Annotated in this window: 14 protein-coding genes; 4 read left to right on the forward strand and 10 right to left on the reverse strand. The window is 34.5% G+C overall.

The window, feature by feature from the left end:
• Nucleotides 1–57: 57 nt before the first annotated feature.
• From ACPWTF_RS05960 to ligD, 4 genes are all read left to right on the forward strand, one after another.
• Nucleotides 58–1,329: an acyltransferase family protein gene (locus tag ACPWTF_RS05960; RefSeq protein ID WP_427874797.1), complete on the forward strand. Its 1,272-nt coding sequence runs from the start codon at nucleotides 58–60 to the stop codon at nucleotides 1,327–1,329.
• A gap of 473 nt (nucleotides 1,330–1,802) precedes the next feature.
• Complete coding sequence (locus ACPWTF_RS05965; protein WP_427874798.1) at nucleotides 1,803–3,290, forward strand: PLP-dependent aminotransferase family protein; 1,488 nt, start codon at nucleotides 1,803–1,805, stop codon at nucleotides 3,288–3,290.
• A gap of 108 nt (nucleotides 3,291–3,398) precedes the next feature.
• On the forward strand, nucleotides 3,399–3,848 hold the full coding sequence (locus ACPWTF_RS05970; protein WP_427874799.1) for a hypothetical protein: 450 nt from the start codon (nucleotides 3,399–3,401) through the stop codon (nucleotides 3,846–3,848).
• A 15-nt stretch (nucleotides 3,849–3,863) separates the two neighbouring features.
• A complete protein-coding gene (gene ligD / locus ACPWTF_RS05975) occupies nucleotides 3,864–6,458 on the forward strand; it encodes a DNA ligase D (RefSeq protein WP_427874800.1) in 2,595 nt (864 codons plus the stop codon).
• On the opposite strand, the gene ACPWTF_RS05980 is transcribed toward ligD, so the two are convergent.
• From ACPWTF_RS05980 to ACPWTF_RS06025, 10 genes are all read right to left on the reverse strand, one after another.
• A complete protein-coding gene (locus ACPWTF_RS05980) occupies nucleotides 6,455–7,234 on the reverse strand; it encodes a Ku protein (RefSeq protein ID WP_427874801.1) in 780 nt (259 codons plus the stop codon). The genes ligD and ACPWTF_RS05980 overlap by 4 nt on opposite strands.
• Before the next feature lie 304 nt (nucleotides 7,235–7,538).
• A complete protein-coding gene (gene metQ, locus ACPWTF_RS05985; protein WP_427874802.1) occupies nucleotides 7,539–8,351 on the reverse strand; it encodes a methionine ABC transporter substrate-binding lipoprotein MetQ in 813 nt (270 codons plus the stop codon).
• A gap of 38 nt (nucleotides 8,352–8,389) precedes the next feature.
• Nucleotides 8,390–9,043, reverse strand: coding sequence for a methionine ABC transporter permease MetI (locus ACPWTF_RS05990; RefSeq protein ID WP_095929005.1), 654 nt, complete (start codon nucleotides 9,041–9,043; stop codon nucleotides 8,390–8,392).
• Entirely contained in the window at nucleotides 9,036–10,067 is a 1,032-nt protein-coding gene (metN, locus tag ACPWTF_RS05995; protein WP_320492218.1) for a methionine ABC transporter ATP-binding protein MetN, read from the reverse strand. The genes ACPWTF_RS05990 and metN overlap by 8 nt, the downstream gene beginning before the upstream one ends.
• 450 nt (nucleotides 10,068–10,517) lie before the next feature.
• Nucleotides 10,518–11,546 (reverse strand): hypothetical protein, encoded by a 1,029-nt coding sequence (locus ACPWTF_RS06000; protein WP_427874803.1) that lies wholly within the window; start codon nucleotides 11,544–11,546, stop codon nucleotides 10,518–10,520.
• Nucleotides 11,537–12,751, reverse strand: coding sequence for a hypothetical protein (locus tag ACPWTF_RS06005; RefSeq protein ID WP_427874804.1), 1,215 nt, complete (start codon nucleotides 12,749–12,751; stop codon nucleotides 11,537–11,539). The genes ACPWTF_RS06000 and ACPWTF_RS06005 overlap by 10 nt, the downstream gene beginning before the upstream one ends.
• A 154-nt stretch (nucleotides 12,752–12,905) precedes the next feature.
• The gene (locus ACPWTF_RS06010; RefSeq protein WP_427875736.1) at nucleotides 12,906–13,655 is read right to left on the reverse strand and encodes an N-acetylglucosamine-6-phosphate deacetylase; all 750 of its coding nucleotides are present in this window, start codon (nucleotides 13,653–13,655) and stop codon (nucleotides 12,906–12,908) included.
• Nucleotides 13,609–14,028, reverse strand: coding sequence for a hypothetical protein (locus tag ACPWTF_RS06015; protein WP_427874805.1), 420 nt, complete (start codon nucleotides 14,026–14,028; stop codon nucleotides 13,609–13,611). Before ACPWTF_RS06015 ends, ACPWTF_RS06010 begins: the two co-directional genes overlap by 47 nt.
• Nucleotides 14,029–14,114: 86 nt before the next feature.
• Entirely contained in the window at nucleotides 14,115–14,918 is an 804-nt protein-coding gene (locus ACPWTF_RS06020; protein WP_427874806.1) for a DUF2490 domain-containing protein, read from the reverse strand.
• Between the two features lie 436 nt (nucleotides 14,919–15,354).
• Nucleotides 15,355–16,752, reverse strand: a complete 1,398-nt coding sequence (locus tag ACPWTF_RS06025) for a TolC family protein (protein ID WP_427874807.1) — start codon at nucleotides 16,750–16,752, stop codon at nucleotides 15,355–15,357.
• Nucleotide 16,753: the final 1 nt, after the last annotated feature.

Below are 16,753 nucleotides of genomic sequence, written 5' to 3' on the forward strand. Positions count from 1 at the left end.
CTTTCCTCTTGCTTCTTTCTTCTTTAAAAAAAATCTAACATCTAAAATACAAACCCAATGACAAAAGAACGTTTAACCTCACTCGATGTCTTTAGAGGATTTACCATTCTCTTAATGACGATTGTCAATAATCCGGGAAGCTGGTCATCTATTTATCCGCCCCTAGAACACGCCGAATGGCATGGTTGCACGCCTACTGATCTAGTTTTCCCGTTTTTTGTTTTTATTATGGGAACGGCTATTCCGTTTGCAATGCCTGTAAAACATTTTGACGGAAGTGTTTTCAATAAAATTTTAGTTCGATCGCTTCGTATTTTCTGTTTAGGATTGTTTTTAAGTGTTTTCAGCAGAATTCATTTATTTGGTTTAGAAGGAATTCCGTTATTAGGATTGCGATTAATAATTGCTTTTGCGGTTGCGTATGCCCTTTTAGGAAACTTTTCAATGAAAGTCAAAACCATTCTTGCCATTGGTGTGTTTCTAATCCTTATTTCATTATCATTTAGCGGACTTGAACATTTTGAAGACACCAGAATTCCAGGCGTTTTACAGCGAATTGCGATTGTGTATTTCTTTACTTCCATTTTGTATTTAAAGACTAATTTAAAGACACAGCTTTTGGTTTTAGCAGCGCTTTTAGTTGGATATTGGCTTGTAATGGCATTTGTTCCCGTTCCTGGATTTGGTCATGCCAATTTTGATAAAGGAACCAATCTTGCCGCTTGGATAGACGATACCCTTTTAAACGGACATTTATGGGCTTCATCTAAGACTTGGGATCCAGAAGGAATCTTGAGCACTCTACCAGCCATTGGAACTGGAATTCTAGGCATGTACATTGGTCAGCTCTTAAATTTATCTGTGGATAAAATGGAAATCGTAAAAAAGACCGCCATTGCAGGAACTGCTTTAGTAATTGGAGGATTAATTTGGAACATCTTCTTCCCTATTAACAAATCGCTTTGGACAAGTTCTTACGTTTTGTACACAGCCGGAATTGCAACGCTATGTTTAACACTTTTGTATTATATCATTGATATTAAAGGACATAAAAAATGGACGAAATTATTCCTAATCTGGGGTGTAAACCCGATGATTGTATTTTTCTTTTCTGGAATAATTCCGAGAGTTTTAAGTGGCATAAAAGTAGCCGATCCTGAAAAAGCCGGCGAAGAAATTGGGCTTCAAGCCTACATCTATAATCACGGAATAGTTCCTTGTTTTGAGAACCCATTAAATGCGTCACTTGCTTATGCTTTATCGTATGCTGTTTTCTGGTCGTTCATTTTATGGATTTTCTACAAAAAGAAACTGATTTTTAAAGTGTAATTAAGATTATAATGAATTACCACAACGAGTTACCATTTAATATTCCGTAGGAATATCTGGTCGGTAGAAAAAGAATATGTCATTTTGCATGGTGTTCCAGAGGAACACCTGATTTTATATAACAGCGTTCTGTTTTAGCAACCAAACGTTCCTACGGAACGTATAACCGCAATTCAAATTTAATTCTACCGATGAAACATTCCTACGGAATGAATTGTTTTTGAGGATATATAATCGCCGTAATTAGCATAAACTTCGCAAAAGAAAGTGACGCACTTAAATGCTTGATTAATTTCAGCCAATGGGTTAATTCCATTTTATTCATTAAAATAAAAATATTTCAGCCGGACTTAATAGTTTGATTTGGTCATCGTTCTAGCACTTATTTAGGTAAGATCCCTTTTCTTTTTTTCTAAAAATTTTTAGAAAAGCAGTATCTTGCCGTACTAATAAAAAGTGTCAGTTTATAAATTATGGATAGTCCGGTTGAAATTCCTTTTAAAAGCTTTATTCAGCTTAAACCAGAAGAAAGCACTGCTATTTATCTGCAGCTTGTTTTTGAGTTTATCAAAGCCATACAAACGGGTTTTCTTCCCGAAGGCACCAAACTTCCCGGTACCAGAATTTTATGTAAAGTACTTTCTGTTAACCGAAACACTTTAATCAAAGCCTTTCAGGATTTAGAATCGCAAGGCTGGATTGAAACACTTCCGAATAAAGGAACTTTTATTTTATCACAGCAAAAACAAAAAAACAAGGTTGATTTTATTCTTTCGAAAGAACAAAATGTATCTCAAGATAATATTGGCTTTAGTTTTCAGCGTTCGACTATTCTTGAAAGTCCGATTGAAATTAGCAATTTGCCTTATCAATTTAATGACGGAATGCCCGATTTACGATTGGTTCAAACCGATGTTCTGGCGAGATTATACGTTTCAAAACTAAAAAGACGAAAAACCTCTAAAACCTACGAACAGATAGAATTGCGTTCGCATTCGAATTTTAAAACTCATTTTTCTAATTATCTGAATCTTACCCGAGGCATTCGTATTTCGACCTCAAATCTTCTTACGACAAGCAGTCACGAAATTGCTTTGTATTTGGTTACAAAAGTGCTTATTGCTCCAGGCGATAAAGTCGTCGTAGCTTCGCCGGGATATTATATGTCAAACATGACGCTAACTAATACTGGAGCACAAATAATTTCTATTCCCGTAAATGAAGACGGAATTGACACCAAACGTTTAAAAGAAATTTGCGAAACAACAAAAATCAGGGTTTTATACTTAACATCCAATTATCATTATCCGACGACTATTTCGCTTAGTGCCAAAAAAAGAATCGAAGTTTTAGAATTGGCCAATCAATACGGATTTGTGATTTTGGAAGACGATTACGATTTTGAGTTTCATTACGATAACAATCCTGTCTTGCCTTTGGCCGCTTTTGATTCCAATCAGAAAGTGGTTTATATTGGTTCTTTCGGAAAATCATTGCCATCAGGATTCAGTTACGGTTTTGTGGCTGCGCCTGCGGAATTTATCAAAGAACTCGAAAAGCATCAAAACATTCTTGAACCACGAATTGATGTTATAAAAGAACAGGTTCTTACCGAATGGATTACCGAAGGCGAAGTGCACCGCCTTTCTAAAAAAAATAAAAAAATCTACAAAGAACGACGCGATTATTTTGTCTCAATTCTAAATGAAAAACTCAAAGGCAAAATCAAGTTCAAAGTGCCACCAAGAGGATTGGCAATTTGGGTAGAATGGCTCGATCATTTTAATCTGGTTCAGTTTCAAAAAGAATGTTCTAAACAGGGTTTATTTCTGCCAAAGACCATTTTATATCAGACCAAAAATCTTACTGCGACCCGTTTAGGATTTGGGAATTTGGAAAAGGAAGAAATGGAAAAAGCAGTTTCTATTTTGAGCGAATGTCTTGAAATAATCACACATTAAACTAGGTATAGAACACTGATAATTATATAATTACGAATTTTAATCCTATAACAGGAAAAACCTTTTTAAAAGTAACTTTGAAATAGAGTTTAATTCAAAAAGGTTTTTATGATCTACATCACTATACAATTACTAATAATTACTATTGTGGCAACATCAGCTATGACTTGGTTTAGTTATGTTATGTCAAAAAACTTTAGAGAATTGTATAAAGAACCTGTTTTATTGAGTTTTGCTTTAAAAAAAACAAATATCAATCTCTCCGAAAAATCTAGAAAAATTTTAGGATGGCTGATACATTACATTATTGGTTTTCTATTTGTTATGGGATATTATATAGTATGGGTGAAGGATATTTTACCAATTTCTCCACTAAGTGCTCTTATATTAGGAGTTATCAGTGGTGTAATTGGCATACTCAGCTGGATTATTATATTTAAAATGACCAATCATCAACCCCCAATTGATTTTAAAGGTTATTATATTCAGCTGTTCTTTGCCCATATTATTTTTGCCTTCACAGCAACGGCGCTTTACTATATTTTGTTTACCATTTAATACTTCGGAAAGCTTATGTCACTGTCTAAATACAATCAAAAAAGAGATTTTAAACAAACCCGCGAACCAAAAGGAAAAGTGGAAAAATCGGTAAACGAACTGATTTTTGTCGTGCAGAAACATGCCGCATCGCATCTTCATTACGATTTTAGGTTAGAAATGGATGGCGTTTTAAAAAGCTGGGCAGTGCCCAAAGGTCCGTCAATGGATCCTGAAGTAAAACGCCTGGCGATGATGGTAGAAGATCATCCCTACAGTTATAAAGATTTTGAAGGTACAATTCCAGAAGGAAACTACGGCGCAGGAAATGTGATTGTTTGGGATAATGGAACGTATACTTCAGATGAAAAAACAGCTTCGGACGAAAAACAATTATTAAGCGATTTAGAAAAAGGACGTTTGAGTTTTGTTTTAAAAGGAAAAAAACTCAAAGGCGAATTTTCGTTGGTTAAGCTTCACGGCAAACAAGAAAATGCCTGGCTTTTAATCAAGAAAAATGACAAGTATGCTTCTACTGCAGATATTTTAGAAAAAAATAAATCGGTTATTTCTAAAAGAAGTTTGGAACAGCTGATAGCAAAATCTGAAAAACTTTCTTCAAAAACAGAAGAAAAAACAGTTGAGAAGAAAACAGCAAAAAAAAAGTCTAATCCGAAAGTTGAAATAGCTGAGTTTATAAAACCCATGCTTGCCAGTGTAAACGAAAAACCATTTGATGATGATGAATGGGTTTTCGAAAATAAATACGATGGCTATAGGACGATTGCCGTTATTAATGCACAACAAGTCGATTTGTACAGCAGAAACGAACTTTCTTTTACTGATAATTTTAAACCCATTGCTGACGAATTACAACAAATAGATCATAACGTAGTTTTGGATGGCGAAGTTGTGGTGGAAAATGATGCAGGAAAAGCCGATTTCCAACTGCTTCAAAATTACATGAAAACCGGAATTGGGAATCTCAAATATTACGTCTTTGATTTATTGAATTTGGATGGAAATCTGATTACCGAATTATCGCTTTTGGAACGAAAAGAACTGCTGAAAATTCTCTTCAATAAATATCCTTTTTCGAATGTTTTTTATTCTGAACATACCGTTGGCGACGGAATAAAACAATTTGAGAAAGCGGTTAAAAATAAAACGGAAGGTATAATTGCCAAAAGAGCCGATAGCACTTATACAGCAAACAGAAGAAGTACAAACTGGCTCAAAATAAAAACAGCAAACGAAGAAGAAGCCATAATTATCGGAATCACCGAACCTAAAAATTCGAGAAAGTATTTTGGCGCGCTTCTTCTAGGTCAATATAATGGTAAAAAACTGCAATATATTGGCAAATGCGGAACGGGTTTTACCGAAGCTGTACTGAAAGATTTATATACTCAACTCGAGCCTTACTTCATAGAAAAATCTCCGCTTGACGAAAAAATCTCTTTGCGCGATCCCATTCAATGGGCAAAACCAAAAGTCGTTTGTCAGGTAAAATTTTCCGAATGGACGCAGGATCAGCATTTGCGACATCCTGTTTATCTAGGATTAAGGGTTGATAAAAAAGCTGGGGAAGTTAATTTTAATGGCAATGGCAATGGCAATATCAATGAAAATGGCAAAATCAATTTGAGAGACGATGTTAATGGGAGTTCTAATTTAATTGAAATGGAAAAATCAAATAAACACAAAACTGAGAACGATTACGATTTAAAAATTGGTAAAACGACCTTACATCTCACCAATCAGAATAAAGTTTACTTTCCAAAAGATGGCATTACTAAAGGTGATATTGTGCAATATTATAATGAGGTTTCAGAATTGATTTTGCCGTATTTAAAAGATCGGCCAGAATCGATGAACCGTTTCCCAAACGGAATTGATTCTCCTAGTTTTTATCAGAAAGATGTTGATGTCGATAAAATTCCGAAATGGCTTAAAACCAAGAAAATCTTCTCAGAATCCAACAATGCCAACATTGATTATCTTATTTGCAATAATAAAGAAACACTACTCTATATGGCCAATTTAGGCTGTATCGAAATGAATCCGTGGAATTCTACCATCAAACATATTCAGAATCCAGATTGGCTCGTAATTGATTTAGATCCCGCAAAAGACGACTTTAAACTAGTGGTTCAAACTGCTTTGGTTGTAAAAGAAGTTTTAGACGAATTGGAAACCGAATGTTTATGCAAAACTTCGGGTGCTTCTGGGCTTCATATCTACATTCCGCTTGGCGCGCAATACGATTATGATTCTATTAAAATTTTAGCCGAATTAATTGCTAAAGAAGTACATTCCAGACTGCCCGATATTACTTCGATTGACAGAAGCATCAAAAAAAGGAAAAATAAACTGTATATCGATTTTTTACAAAACCGACGAGGACAAACCTTGGCAGCGCCGTATTCTGTTCGTCCAAAACCTGATGCAACAGTTTCTACACCTTTAGAATGGAGTGAAGTGACTGAAAAACTGCATCCGTCGCAATTTACCATTAAAAATGTATTGAAAAGATTTGAGAAAAAAGGCGATTTATGGAAACCTGTTTTATCGAAAGGTGCCAATATTAAAAAGATTATTCACAAACTAGAAAATAGTCAAAACGTTTAAGAAGATTTTTTCTTTTTGTTTTCCAGACTTGCTTTCAGCATTTCCATTAAATCGTCGCTTTGTTTGTGCACGACTTTTAGTTTTGGAGCCGCTTTTTGTGGTTTTCCTTTGGCTTTCTTTTTAATGATATCCAAAAGCTTGGCGGTATATTCGTCTTTAAAGCCAGAAATATCAAATTTCTCCGTTAGCTGATCGATTAGTTTTTCGGCCATGTCCATTTCTTTTGTCGATTTTTTAGACATTGGAGGCAATTTTAATTCTGCTGTACTTCTAATCTCCTGTTCAAATCGAATTCGGTTTAAAACAATCACATTTTTGTACGGTTTTAAAATTGCCAAACTTTCTTTGTTTCGCAGTACAAATCTTGTAATACCCACTTTTCCTGAAGCTTCAAGTGCATCGCGAAGCAATCCGTAGGCATTCATGGCGCCTTTATCGGGTTCTAGATAATACGGCTGTTCGTAATAAATACTTTGGATTTCTTTTTCGAAAGCAAAACTTTCAATATCGATTGTTTTGGTTTTAATGGCGTCTGCGGCTTCAAAATCAGAATCTTCCAGAATAATATATTTGCCATCCAAATTATATCCTTTTACTATATTGGCGTAATCTACTTCTTTGCCCGTATTTTCATTAACACGTTTAAATTTGATATTGGCATGATCTTTTGCATCCAACATATCCATATCTAGACTGCTTTCCTCTACAGCCGAAAACATTTTTATCGGAATGTTAATCAATCCAAAACTTACCGAACCTGTCCAAATCGATCTCATAATTTTTGTTTTAAAAATTGAACTCTAATTTAATTCAATAAAAAAACGTAAGCATTACAAAATCAACAGATTGTTTTATATAATTGTTAAGGGTTAAGGGTTAAGGGTTAAGGGTTAAGGGTTAAGGGTTATACTAACCGCGTATTCCCGTGGTTGAAACCACGGGCTATGTTTGAATAAATGTACGTATAGTACAAAAAAAATGAGTTATGAATTATAAGTTAGGCAACACTCCTAAATTATAACTCCTAACTCATAACTTTTAACTTTTAACTTTTAACTTTTAACTTTTAACTTAAAAAAATTACCAGCCTTTAACTGCTCCTCCTTTAAATTCTTGTTCAGCAGCTTTTTCTACTTCTGGAGATTGAAAAGCCTGTAAAAACTGTTTTACTTTTTCTTCTTTTTTATTGTCTTCGCGGCTTACCACCAAATTTACATAAGGAGAATCTTTGTCTTCAACAAACAAAGCATCACGAGATGGAACCAATCCTGCTGTAGAAGCAAAAGTATTGTTGATGATCGCAATAGACACATTTTGGTCGTCTAAGGCACGAGGCAATTGAGGTGCTTCTAATTCTAAGATTTTTAAGTTTTTAGGATTACTCACAATGTCTGTTACTTTTGGCAATAAACCAACACCATCTTTCAACTTCAATAATCCGTTTTTCTGTAAAAGCAACAAAGAACGTCCACCGTTTGTTGGATCATTTGGGATAATAATTGTGCTTTCGTTTTTCAATTCAGAAAGGCTTTTTATTTTTTTAGAATACCCAGCAATTGGATACACAAATGTATTTCCGATAATGGCTAATTTGTAACCTCTTTGTTTCGATTGCTCGTCTAAATAAGGTTTGTGCTGAAATGCATTTGCATCGATATCACCTTGGCTTAAAGCTTCATTTGGAATCACGTAATCGTTGAAAGAAACTAGTTCTACTTCCAATCCGTATTTTTCTTTAGCTACTTTTTTAGCCGCTTCCGCCACTTTTAGTTCTGGACCAGAAGCTACACCTACTTTTATAAAATGAGGATCGTTATTTTTTTTGTTTCCGCAATTGGATAAAACAAGCGCCAAAGCCAAAATTCCAGCCGTTTTTAAAATATTAAGTTTCATATATTTCTAATTGTAAATTGTTAATTGTTAATTGAGGATTATCTATGATCGAATCGTTTTGATAATCTGTCTCCAGCAAACTGAATTACGAATACCAAAATAACCAATAAAGCCAAAACCGAGTTCATTGTTACGGCATCATAACCAATATATCCGTATTGATACCCAACTTGTCCTAAACCACCTGCTCCAACAGCTCCTCCCATTGCAGAATATCCGACAAGGGTAATTAAAGTTATTGATGCTGCATTGATTAAAGAAGGCAAAGCTTCTGGCAATAATACTTTGTATACAATTTGCAAAGGAGTCGCACCCAATGCTCTCGCTGCTTCGATTAATCCTGATGGTAGACCTAGCAAACTATTTTCTACCAAACGGGCAATAAACGGCGCTGCACCAATACTTAACGGAACCAAAGCGGCACTCACACCAATAGAAGTTCCGACAATAGCACGTGTAAACGGAATCATCCAAACGATTAAAATAATGAATGGAATAGAACGAAAAACGTTTACCACAACCGATAATGTTCTGTTTAAAACTGGCTGTTCCAGAATCTGGTTTTTACGAGTTAAGAATAATAAAATTCCTGTTGGAAGTCCTAACAAAAAACCGAAAAAGCCCGATACAAAAGTCATAACAATGGTTTCCCATGTTCCTTTTAACAATAAATCTATAAGAGAATCAGACATAACCTATAATTTCTGTTTTAATATGTTTTGAATTAAAATATTGAATTGCTGCGTCGTAATTTTCGCGTTTCCCTGAAAGTTCAATCAGCATTACACCAAAATTTACTTCGCCAGCCTGATCCATTTGCGCGCTAACGATTTTGAAATCGGTATCAAAAAGTCTTGAAACTTCTGAGATAACAGGCTCGTTAACCGATTTTCCTGTCATTTCCAGTTTTAATAACGGATTCAGATTTCCGTTGTCTTCTTTCTGTAATTTTTCCTGATAAACAGACGGAACTTCGATATGAAGCGAAGAAGAAATAAATTCTCTTGTTAGTTCATGTTTTGGGTCTGCAAAGATTTCGCCCACACTTCCCTGCTCGATTAATTTTCCGTGACTGATTACCGCTACTTCATCGCAAATCGATTTTACCACTTCCATTTGGTGTGTGATCAGCAGAACCGTAATGTTAAGACGTTTGTTAATGTCCTTCAGTAAATTTAAAATCGATCTCGTTGTTGCAGGATCCAATGCGCTTGTCGCTTCATCGCACAGTAAAACTTTCGGATTATTAGCCAAAGTTCTTGCAATGGCAACTCTTTGTTTTTGTCCTCCCGAAAGACTTGCTGGATAATCATTGGCTTTTTCTGCCAATCCAACCAATTGCAATAATTCTAAAACGCGTGTTTTGATTTCCGTTTTTGGCGTTCCAGCCAATTCTAGCGGAAAAGCCACATTTTCAAAAACCGTTCTCGAAGAAAGTAAATTGAAATGCTGAAAAATCATTCCGATTTGTCTTCTTTCAATCGCCAATTCAGCATTTGACAACTGCATCAAAGCTTTTCCGTCAACGATAATTTCGCCAGAAGTTGGTCTTTCCAACAAATTCACACAGCGAATCAAAGTACTTTTTCCTGCTCCGGAAGTTCCAATTACCCCAAAAATTTTCCCCTGAGGAACCCTTAGAGAAACATCAGACAAAGCAGCTACAATTCTGTCTTTCTGATGAAAAGTTTTGGTTACATTTTTTAATTCAATCATTCTTTACAGTTTAAAAAACAAAAAAGCCTTCCATTAATGAGTTGAAAGGCGTTTTCGAAATAAATTTTATCATTTTATATATTAAGCCAGATCAATAAACACCATAACAGCACCACAGCACATCATACTGCGACGATAATAATTATTCATTTTCTGGTTCTGTTTCTTCATAGCGAGTGCAAATTTAAATAGTTATTTTCAATTTTAAGCTATAAATTGTTAAAACTTTTATTACCCTATCAATCTAGTAGGCTTTTTTTTAAAATTCCAATATTTCAAATTCCAAATTCCAATCTTGAGAATCGAAATTCCAAAATCTAAATTCAAAATCCAAATTTTATTTCAATTCAAAAAAAATCCAAATTCCAATTTGCCCGAGACTTCGAGATTGGAATTTGGAATTTTTATTCTTTGGAATTTGAAATTTCAAGTATTGGAATTTAAAAAAAACTAGTTGTTCTGTTCTGCAATTACCGACTTATTCAATTTTATTACTCTGATTTTTTTATTGGTATTATCAGATAAGAAAATACGATCGTCAAGTTGTGCTGTTCCAACAATAGTTCCAAAAGCATTTTGCCCTAGAATATCAGAAACGCTTAAAGCCGCTTTATAATTCTTTTTAATGAATTCGTCTTTTGGATATAATTTTAAATAAGAGGCACTTCCAACATTTTCTGAAGTAACTGCCCAATCTTTGCTAAAAGATACTGCAACTGGTTTAATGTCTACAAATTGCACTTTTTCTGGCTCAATAGGAGTGGTTAACGAAGCTGCGGCATTGGCTTTAATATTGGCAATATTATAGTATAAATAGCTTTTGGCATCTCTTCCTCCTACAACCAAATTTCCATCAAAAACATCCAATGAATATACTTCTGTATATCCGTTTAGCGTATTCAATTTTGCAATAGGCTTTAAATTCCAATCGCTTGTTTCTGTAATTTGAGTAGCGTCAAGAACTTTTATGCTCTTTTCTTTTTCTTTTACAAACACCAATCCGTCTTTTGCTACTACGCCAAAAACGTGAACAAAAGTCTGCCACCACTGACCATTTCCAACAGTACTAATTCCAGCATTTGTAATCTCATCAAAAACAAATAATCTCGATTCTGTACTGCCAACATAAATGCGGCCAGCATCAACAGAAACCGATGTTAAACTTGTTAGCGCAATAGTCGTATTTCCTTTTTTATATTCTTTTATTGTTTTAATATGTTCTAAAGTCAGAGCATTAAAAATCTCTAGTACATTTCCGTTAATCACATACAATTTCTCATTTGCAATAGTAATTCCTTTTGGATCAAATGCTTCTGTGCTTCCTGGAATATTTTCGTTTGTAATAGAAGCTTCATCAGTCGGATAATAATAGGTATAATCTTTAGATGCTGGATCGTCTTTACTGCAACTTGTAAACAAACAAATTGCTAAAATTAGGGGCAGAATATGTTTCATGTGTAGTTTATATTTTAGTTCCATTTTCCTTCGCCTTTATATTTGAGCAAAAATGGATTTTTAGGATTAACAGTAAATACTGGTTTCTTATAAGTTCCTTTTACGTAAGCCGTTTTTGAATACGTTTTTAAAACGTCTGGATCCGTAAACGGAAGATCATTTAAGTAAATTAAGTATTTATAAAAATGAGTAAGCATTTCCTGCTGACCGCCGCCTTCGCCGCTATTCGCCAAATTACTGCTGTGGTTAAAACCAATATGATGCGAATATTCGTGAGACCAAACCGACATTTCTCCAACCCAATGTCCAGTTACATAACCCGATTCCCATTGCGATGCCAGATTTCCTCCGCCCCAAGCAGAATCTCCTCCAACCATTGCCATCCAAACGGTTCTTTTATCTAGATAATTCCAATATATTTTTTCGATTTCTTCTTTAGAATAATAATCGTAAACACCCTCTACATCATCAGCATTTCCATGCCAGTTTAATGCGCCGTTTATAGCGGTTCCTGCTGTCGCTGCCTGTTCTTGTTTGTATTTGTCAAAATTGGTAAAAGTGTCATAATACATAGGATGGCTTAAAGCATAAGAATAATTAATAATCATGGTAATTGCTTCTTTTGCCAATGCAGGATTCATCGGAAGAAATTTACCCAGCTCATTAATATGGTATCCGTCATGAAACTGAACTAAATGATTTGATTTTATTTTTTTGAATTTTTTAAACAAAGGATCATCTGATTCTACAGAAAATTCGATCGCTCCAGATGAAAATCCTTCAATTTTATCGATTGTTACGGTGTTTCCAGTTTCTAGCAAATAATCGTTTTTTTGCTCTGTCAAAGGAATTTTATGAAAAGAGCGGTGAAAAGCAGGAACTTTAGAAAAACTATAAAGCAAAAACTTTTTATCGTAATTAGGTAATTTAGCATACACTTTTACGTCCGTCAATCCAACTGGAGAATAAAGCGAAATTTGTGCAGAATCTTTTCCTTTTTGAATAATTTGAAACGGTTCGTTTACTCTAAACCAGCGATCTGCTTTATTGTACATAATAGAAGGATCTTCGTTATCCTCAAACATGGTCATTGGTTTATTTTCTGCTGGTAAAGCCGAAGCATCTATGCTCGGTAGGTAATTTGGCTTGTAGTTTTCGCCATCGTCACTACATCCAAAAATAATACTTGCCAATAGGGCAAATACGAAAAAGTGAGTGTTTTTTCTCATCAGTAAGTAAGTAGGTTTGGGGTTAAATATGGTGCAAAACTATCAATATACTTTGTATAAGCAAGTTAAATGCAAGAAAAATATGAATATAAAATATACTAATAGTAAGTTTTTATAAACGACTACTATACTTAAAGGTCAGGTTTTAAAGTTTCTATTCCCTAAAATCTAAAGTCTTGATTACAGTTAAATCAGAATTGAACTCAACAAAGCTTGCCGGAAAATCTGCACGTATTTTTCCTATTTTATTTTGCATGCCAATTGCAGCAGCCACTCTTGTAGTCGCCATTTTTATAGCTTCATCTGCCGAAACATTCAAATGATTATAGGCATTTTGCACTGCTTCTGTCATTGAGATTGAAGCACCAGCAAGATTGCCATCATCATTTCTATAGAAACCATCAACCAAATGAGCGTCAAAGTTATCCCATTTAAAATTGGCTACTTTACGCCCTAAAAAGGTAGCATCACTAATTAAGAAGAATTTATCCTGTTTTAGTTTGTACGCTATTTTTGCTGCTGCATAATCACAATGCACTCCATCGAGAATAACAGGAGCGTAGACTTCTTCGTTTTCAAAAACAGCTCCAACCAAACCCGGTTCGCGATGTCCGAATTGTGTCATGGCATTAAACAAGTGTGTAACTAGATTAATTCCTTTTGCAAAATAAGGCTGGGCTTCTTTATGCGTAATAGTAGAATGTCCGATCGAAATTGTAATACCGCTTTCGATCAGCATAGTAAGCTGTTTTTCTGTAAAACATTCTGGAGCTATGGTAATGACTTTTATAACGTCTTTTCCTTTGCTGATAATTTCTTGAAGTTCTTCGTCAGTTGGTTTTCGAACCTGATCGATACTATGTGCTCCACGCCTTTGCGGATTTAAAAATCGGTCCTTCCAAATGCATTCCGATCACACCATTCTGATGCTTTTTCATGTAATTGCGAACCGCTTCAATTCCTTCTAAAATAGTTTCTTTTGATGAAGATATTAAACAAGGTAAAACATGCGTTGTGCCATATTTCATACTGGCATCGTAAATATCCTGAATGGTTTCTTCGTTTGGTGTCTGGCTGAAATAATACTTTTCTCCGCCATTGATCTGGATATCTATAAATCCTGCCGCAAGGTGATTTCCTTTTAAATCAATTGTCTTGATATCGTTTGGAATTTCTTTTTGTACTGAAATAATAGTTCCGTTTTCTACAATTACAACTCCGTTTTCTATTATTTCTTCTCCTGTGTGTACGACAGCATTTATAATCGCTTGTTTCATTTTGTTTATTCTTATAACGTTCCAAAGTTAAATATTATAAGTTTTAAGCAAAATAAACTCTTTTAAAATCTGCAGAAATAATTTGGTTAATCTGCACCCCCATCAACACTATCAAATGTTTCGCGTTCTTTTGGTTTTACGCTATATTTTAATGAAACCATTGGCCCGTAGTAAACGTCAAACTGAGTTCCGTTTGCACGCAACTGCATTTGTCCTATTACGCCTGCCAAAAAATGAATATTCGGGGTAATTCCAGCAGTATAATAAACCGATAGTCTGAAAATATCAAAATGTTCGTCGGCATAATCTTTAGAAGCAAACTTTAGCATGAGTTCTGTGTAATACCCAATATTTGGTGCCAAAAAAATTGGTTTTTCCTTACTTTGTCTCAAATAATGATTAACTCCAAAACGTGCTCTTATTCTGGGAACTGTTTGATGATTGCCATTTCTGTCATCAAAAAACTTGGTTTCAAAACGCACTTGCTCAAAAAGAGACCCTTTAGGCATTTCCTGTGTATAGGTTCCCATTACGATAAGTCTATTTTCTAAAGTTTTGTAATTCCCCGCTTCTTCTATCGCATATTTCTGATTGTGTGCATATCCTAACCAAAGCTTCATATTTTTAAAACCAGAATAAATAATCCAAGGTCGTATTACTTTTCGTTGTGTGTATTCAAAAGGATTTCCGTTTGTATAAGCGCCTTGTGTAACGAGCTGCATATCTGCCTGGCCGCTCAAATTCCATTTTTCTATTAAAGGAAAAGCAACATCAACTTCACTTATAGATGCTGGGATAAATCCCATTGTGTAAGGAGCGTCTTGGGCTTTTAAAACTTGAGAAAGAATGATGCAACAGAATAAAAGGAAACTCTTTTTTAATAAACTCATAATTCGTCAGTTTAAATTACACGGCTTCAAAATAAGAAAGTCTATCAAATTTAAATAAAGAAGTTTTTAACTTTTTTAAAAAGCGGTTTCATGTTATAATTTGAAACCGCTTTTTTAAAAGATTTCTGCCAAATAAAAAAAGCTTTAGAAAATATCTAAAGCTTTTTTAACTCAAATTCTGAAAAAATTAATATAATGCAGACAGGTACAAAGCTGACTGTTATTTTTGTGTACATACAATATCTTTCGCCCTTACAGGGCTATTTTATAAATCAAAAATACATTCCTATAAATATTTCGTCCCGCTGGGACATTTTACAGCTCTGGAAGAGCGAAATATTTATAACTAAATCTACGTCCCTAAATTCAAAAGCTCCGGCGGAACGACATATTAAATCACTGCCATTTCAACTATTCGATTATACATCGAAAATTATTAATCTGGATTTGCTAATATTTTGTACAATTCGGCATTCGACAGATAAAACTGATTCTCTAAACTTATTTGCGACAATTTTGCGCTTACGAGATTATTTTCTCTCGAATTGATTAAGAAAATCGAACTCTCGCCAAATGAGAATAATTTTTCTTCTGAATTCAGCATCGTCATATAATCTTGTACAAGATTGTCGATTACGATTTTCTGTTTTCTTAACGAAGCAATTTCTGTCTGCTGCGCTTTGATTTTATTTTTAAGTTCCAATCGCTGCTGTCCAATATCATATTGCATATCCTGAATTTTCAGTTTAGCCATTTTTAAACTTCCACGTTCTTTTCTTAAGAAAATCGGGAAACTGAAATCGATATTAAACTTATAATCATCGGCGTTGAAATTATTCCAGTAATTGGGTTCTGAAATGTAGTTATAGCCCACATTTATTTTCGGAAGCAACGAATTGGCTTTCAGCTGGCGGTTGACTTCCAAAATATCCATTTTAGTTTCTAAAGATTGAATTTTTGGATGAGAGTCTAATGATTCAACATCGACCATCATGGCATCCGTTTTTAAAGTTTCCTCAATCGTCTGAATTAGGTTTTGTTCTGGTTTTACCAAATCTCCCAATTCAACCGGAACATTTTCAATCCATAAAAAATTGGCCAATTTCAGTTTCGCTTTCGCTAATTTCAAATTTCCATTTTCAACATTCAATTCTCTGTTTCGAACGGTTATTTTAGCTTCAACGCTGTCAATTGCTGGCGCATCTCCTGCTGCAATTAGTTTTTTAACCCCTTCAAAACGAGTGCTCGCAAAGCCTAAATAGTTTTTATACAATTCTGCTTCGTTATAACTTCTTCTCCATTCAAAATAAGCTTCACTTGCTTGATATAAAACTTCAATTGCTCTTAGTTTTCGCTGTGCATCGCTCAGTTTTACTTGAAGTTTTCCTTCGCGAACATCGGCCATTCTTTGGTTAATAAACATTCCCTGTCCTAGAGCAACATTAATTCCGAGCGAAGTTAAACCTGCTTCTGGAGTTTTGTTCTGCGGATTGTAATATTCTCCACTTGTATCGTCAAAACCTGCTTTTACTTCAATTCCATACCAAGTCGGAATTTTGAAACTGCTGTTTAACAACGAATAATATTCTGTGCCTTTAAATTCTTTCTTATTGTAATCTACTTCCAATTTTGGATCAAATCCGCCTCGAGCCATCATCAATTTTGCCTGAGCATTTGTCACTTCAAGATTGGCTTGTTTTACCAACGGATGATATTTTTTCACATATCCCAAGTACTCGATAAAAGTAAGTTCCTCTTGATTAAAATTCTGGCTATGAAGTGTAGAAAAACAAAATAGTATTAAGAAAGAAAACAATTTTACAAGATTTCTCATT

The organism is Flavobacterium sp. MMS24-S5, from assembly GCF_050320125.1.
In the GTDB taxonomy this organism is placed as follows: domain Bacteria; phylum Bacteroidota; class Bacteroidia; order Flavobacteriales; family Flavobacteriaceae; genus Flavobacterium; species Flavobacterium tyrosinilyticum.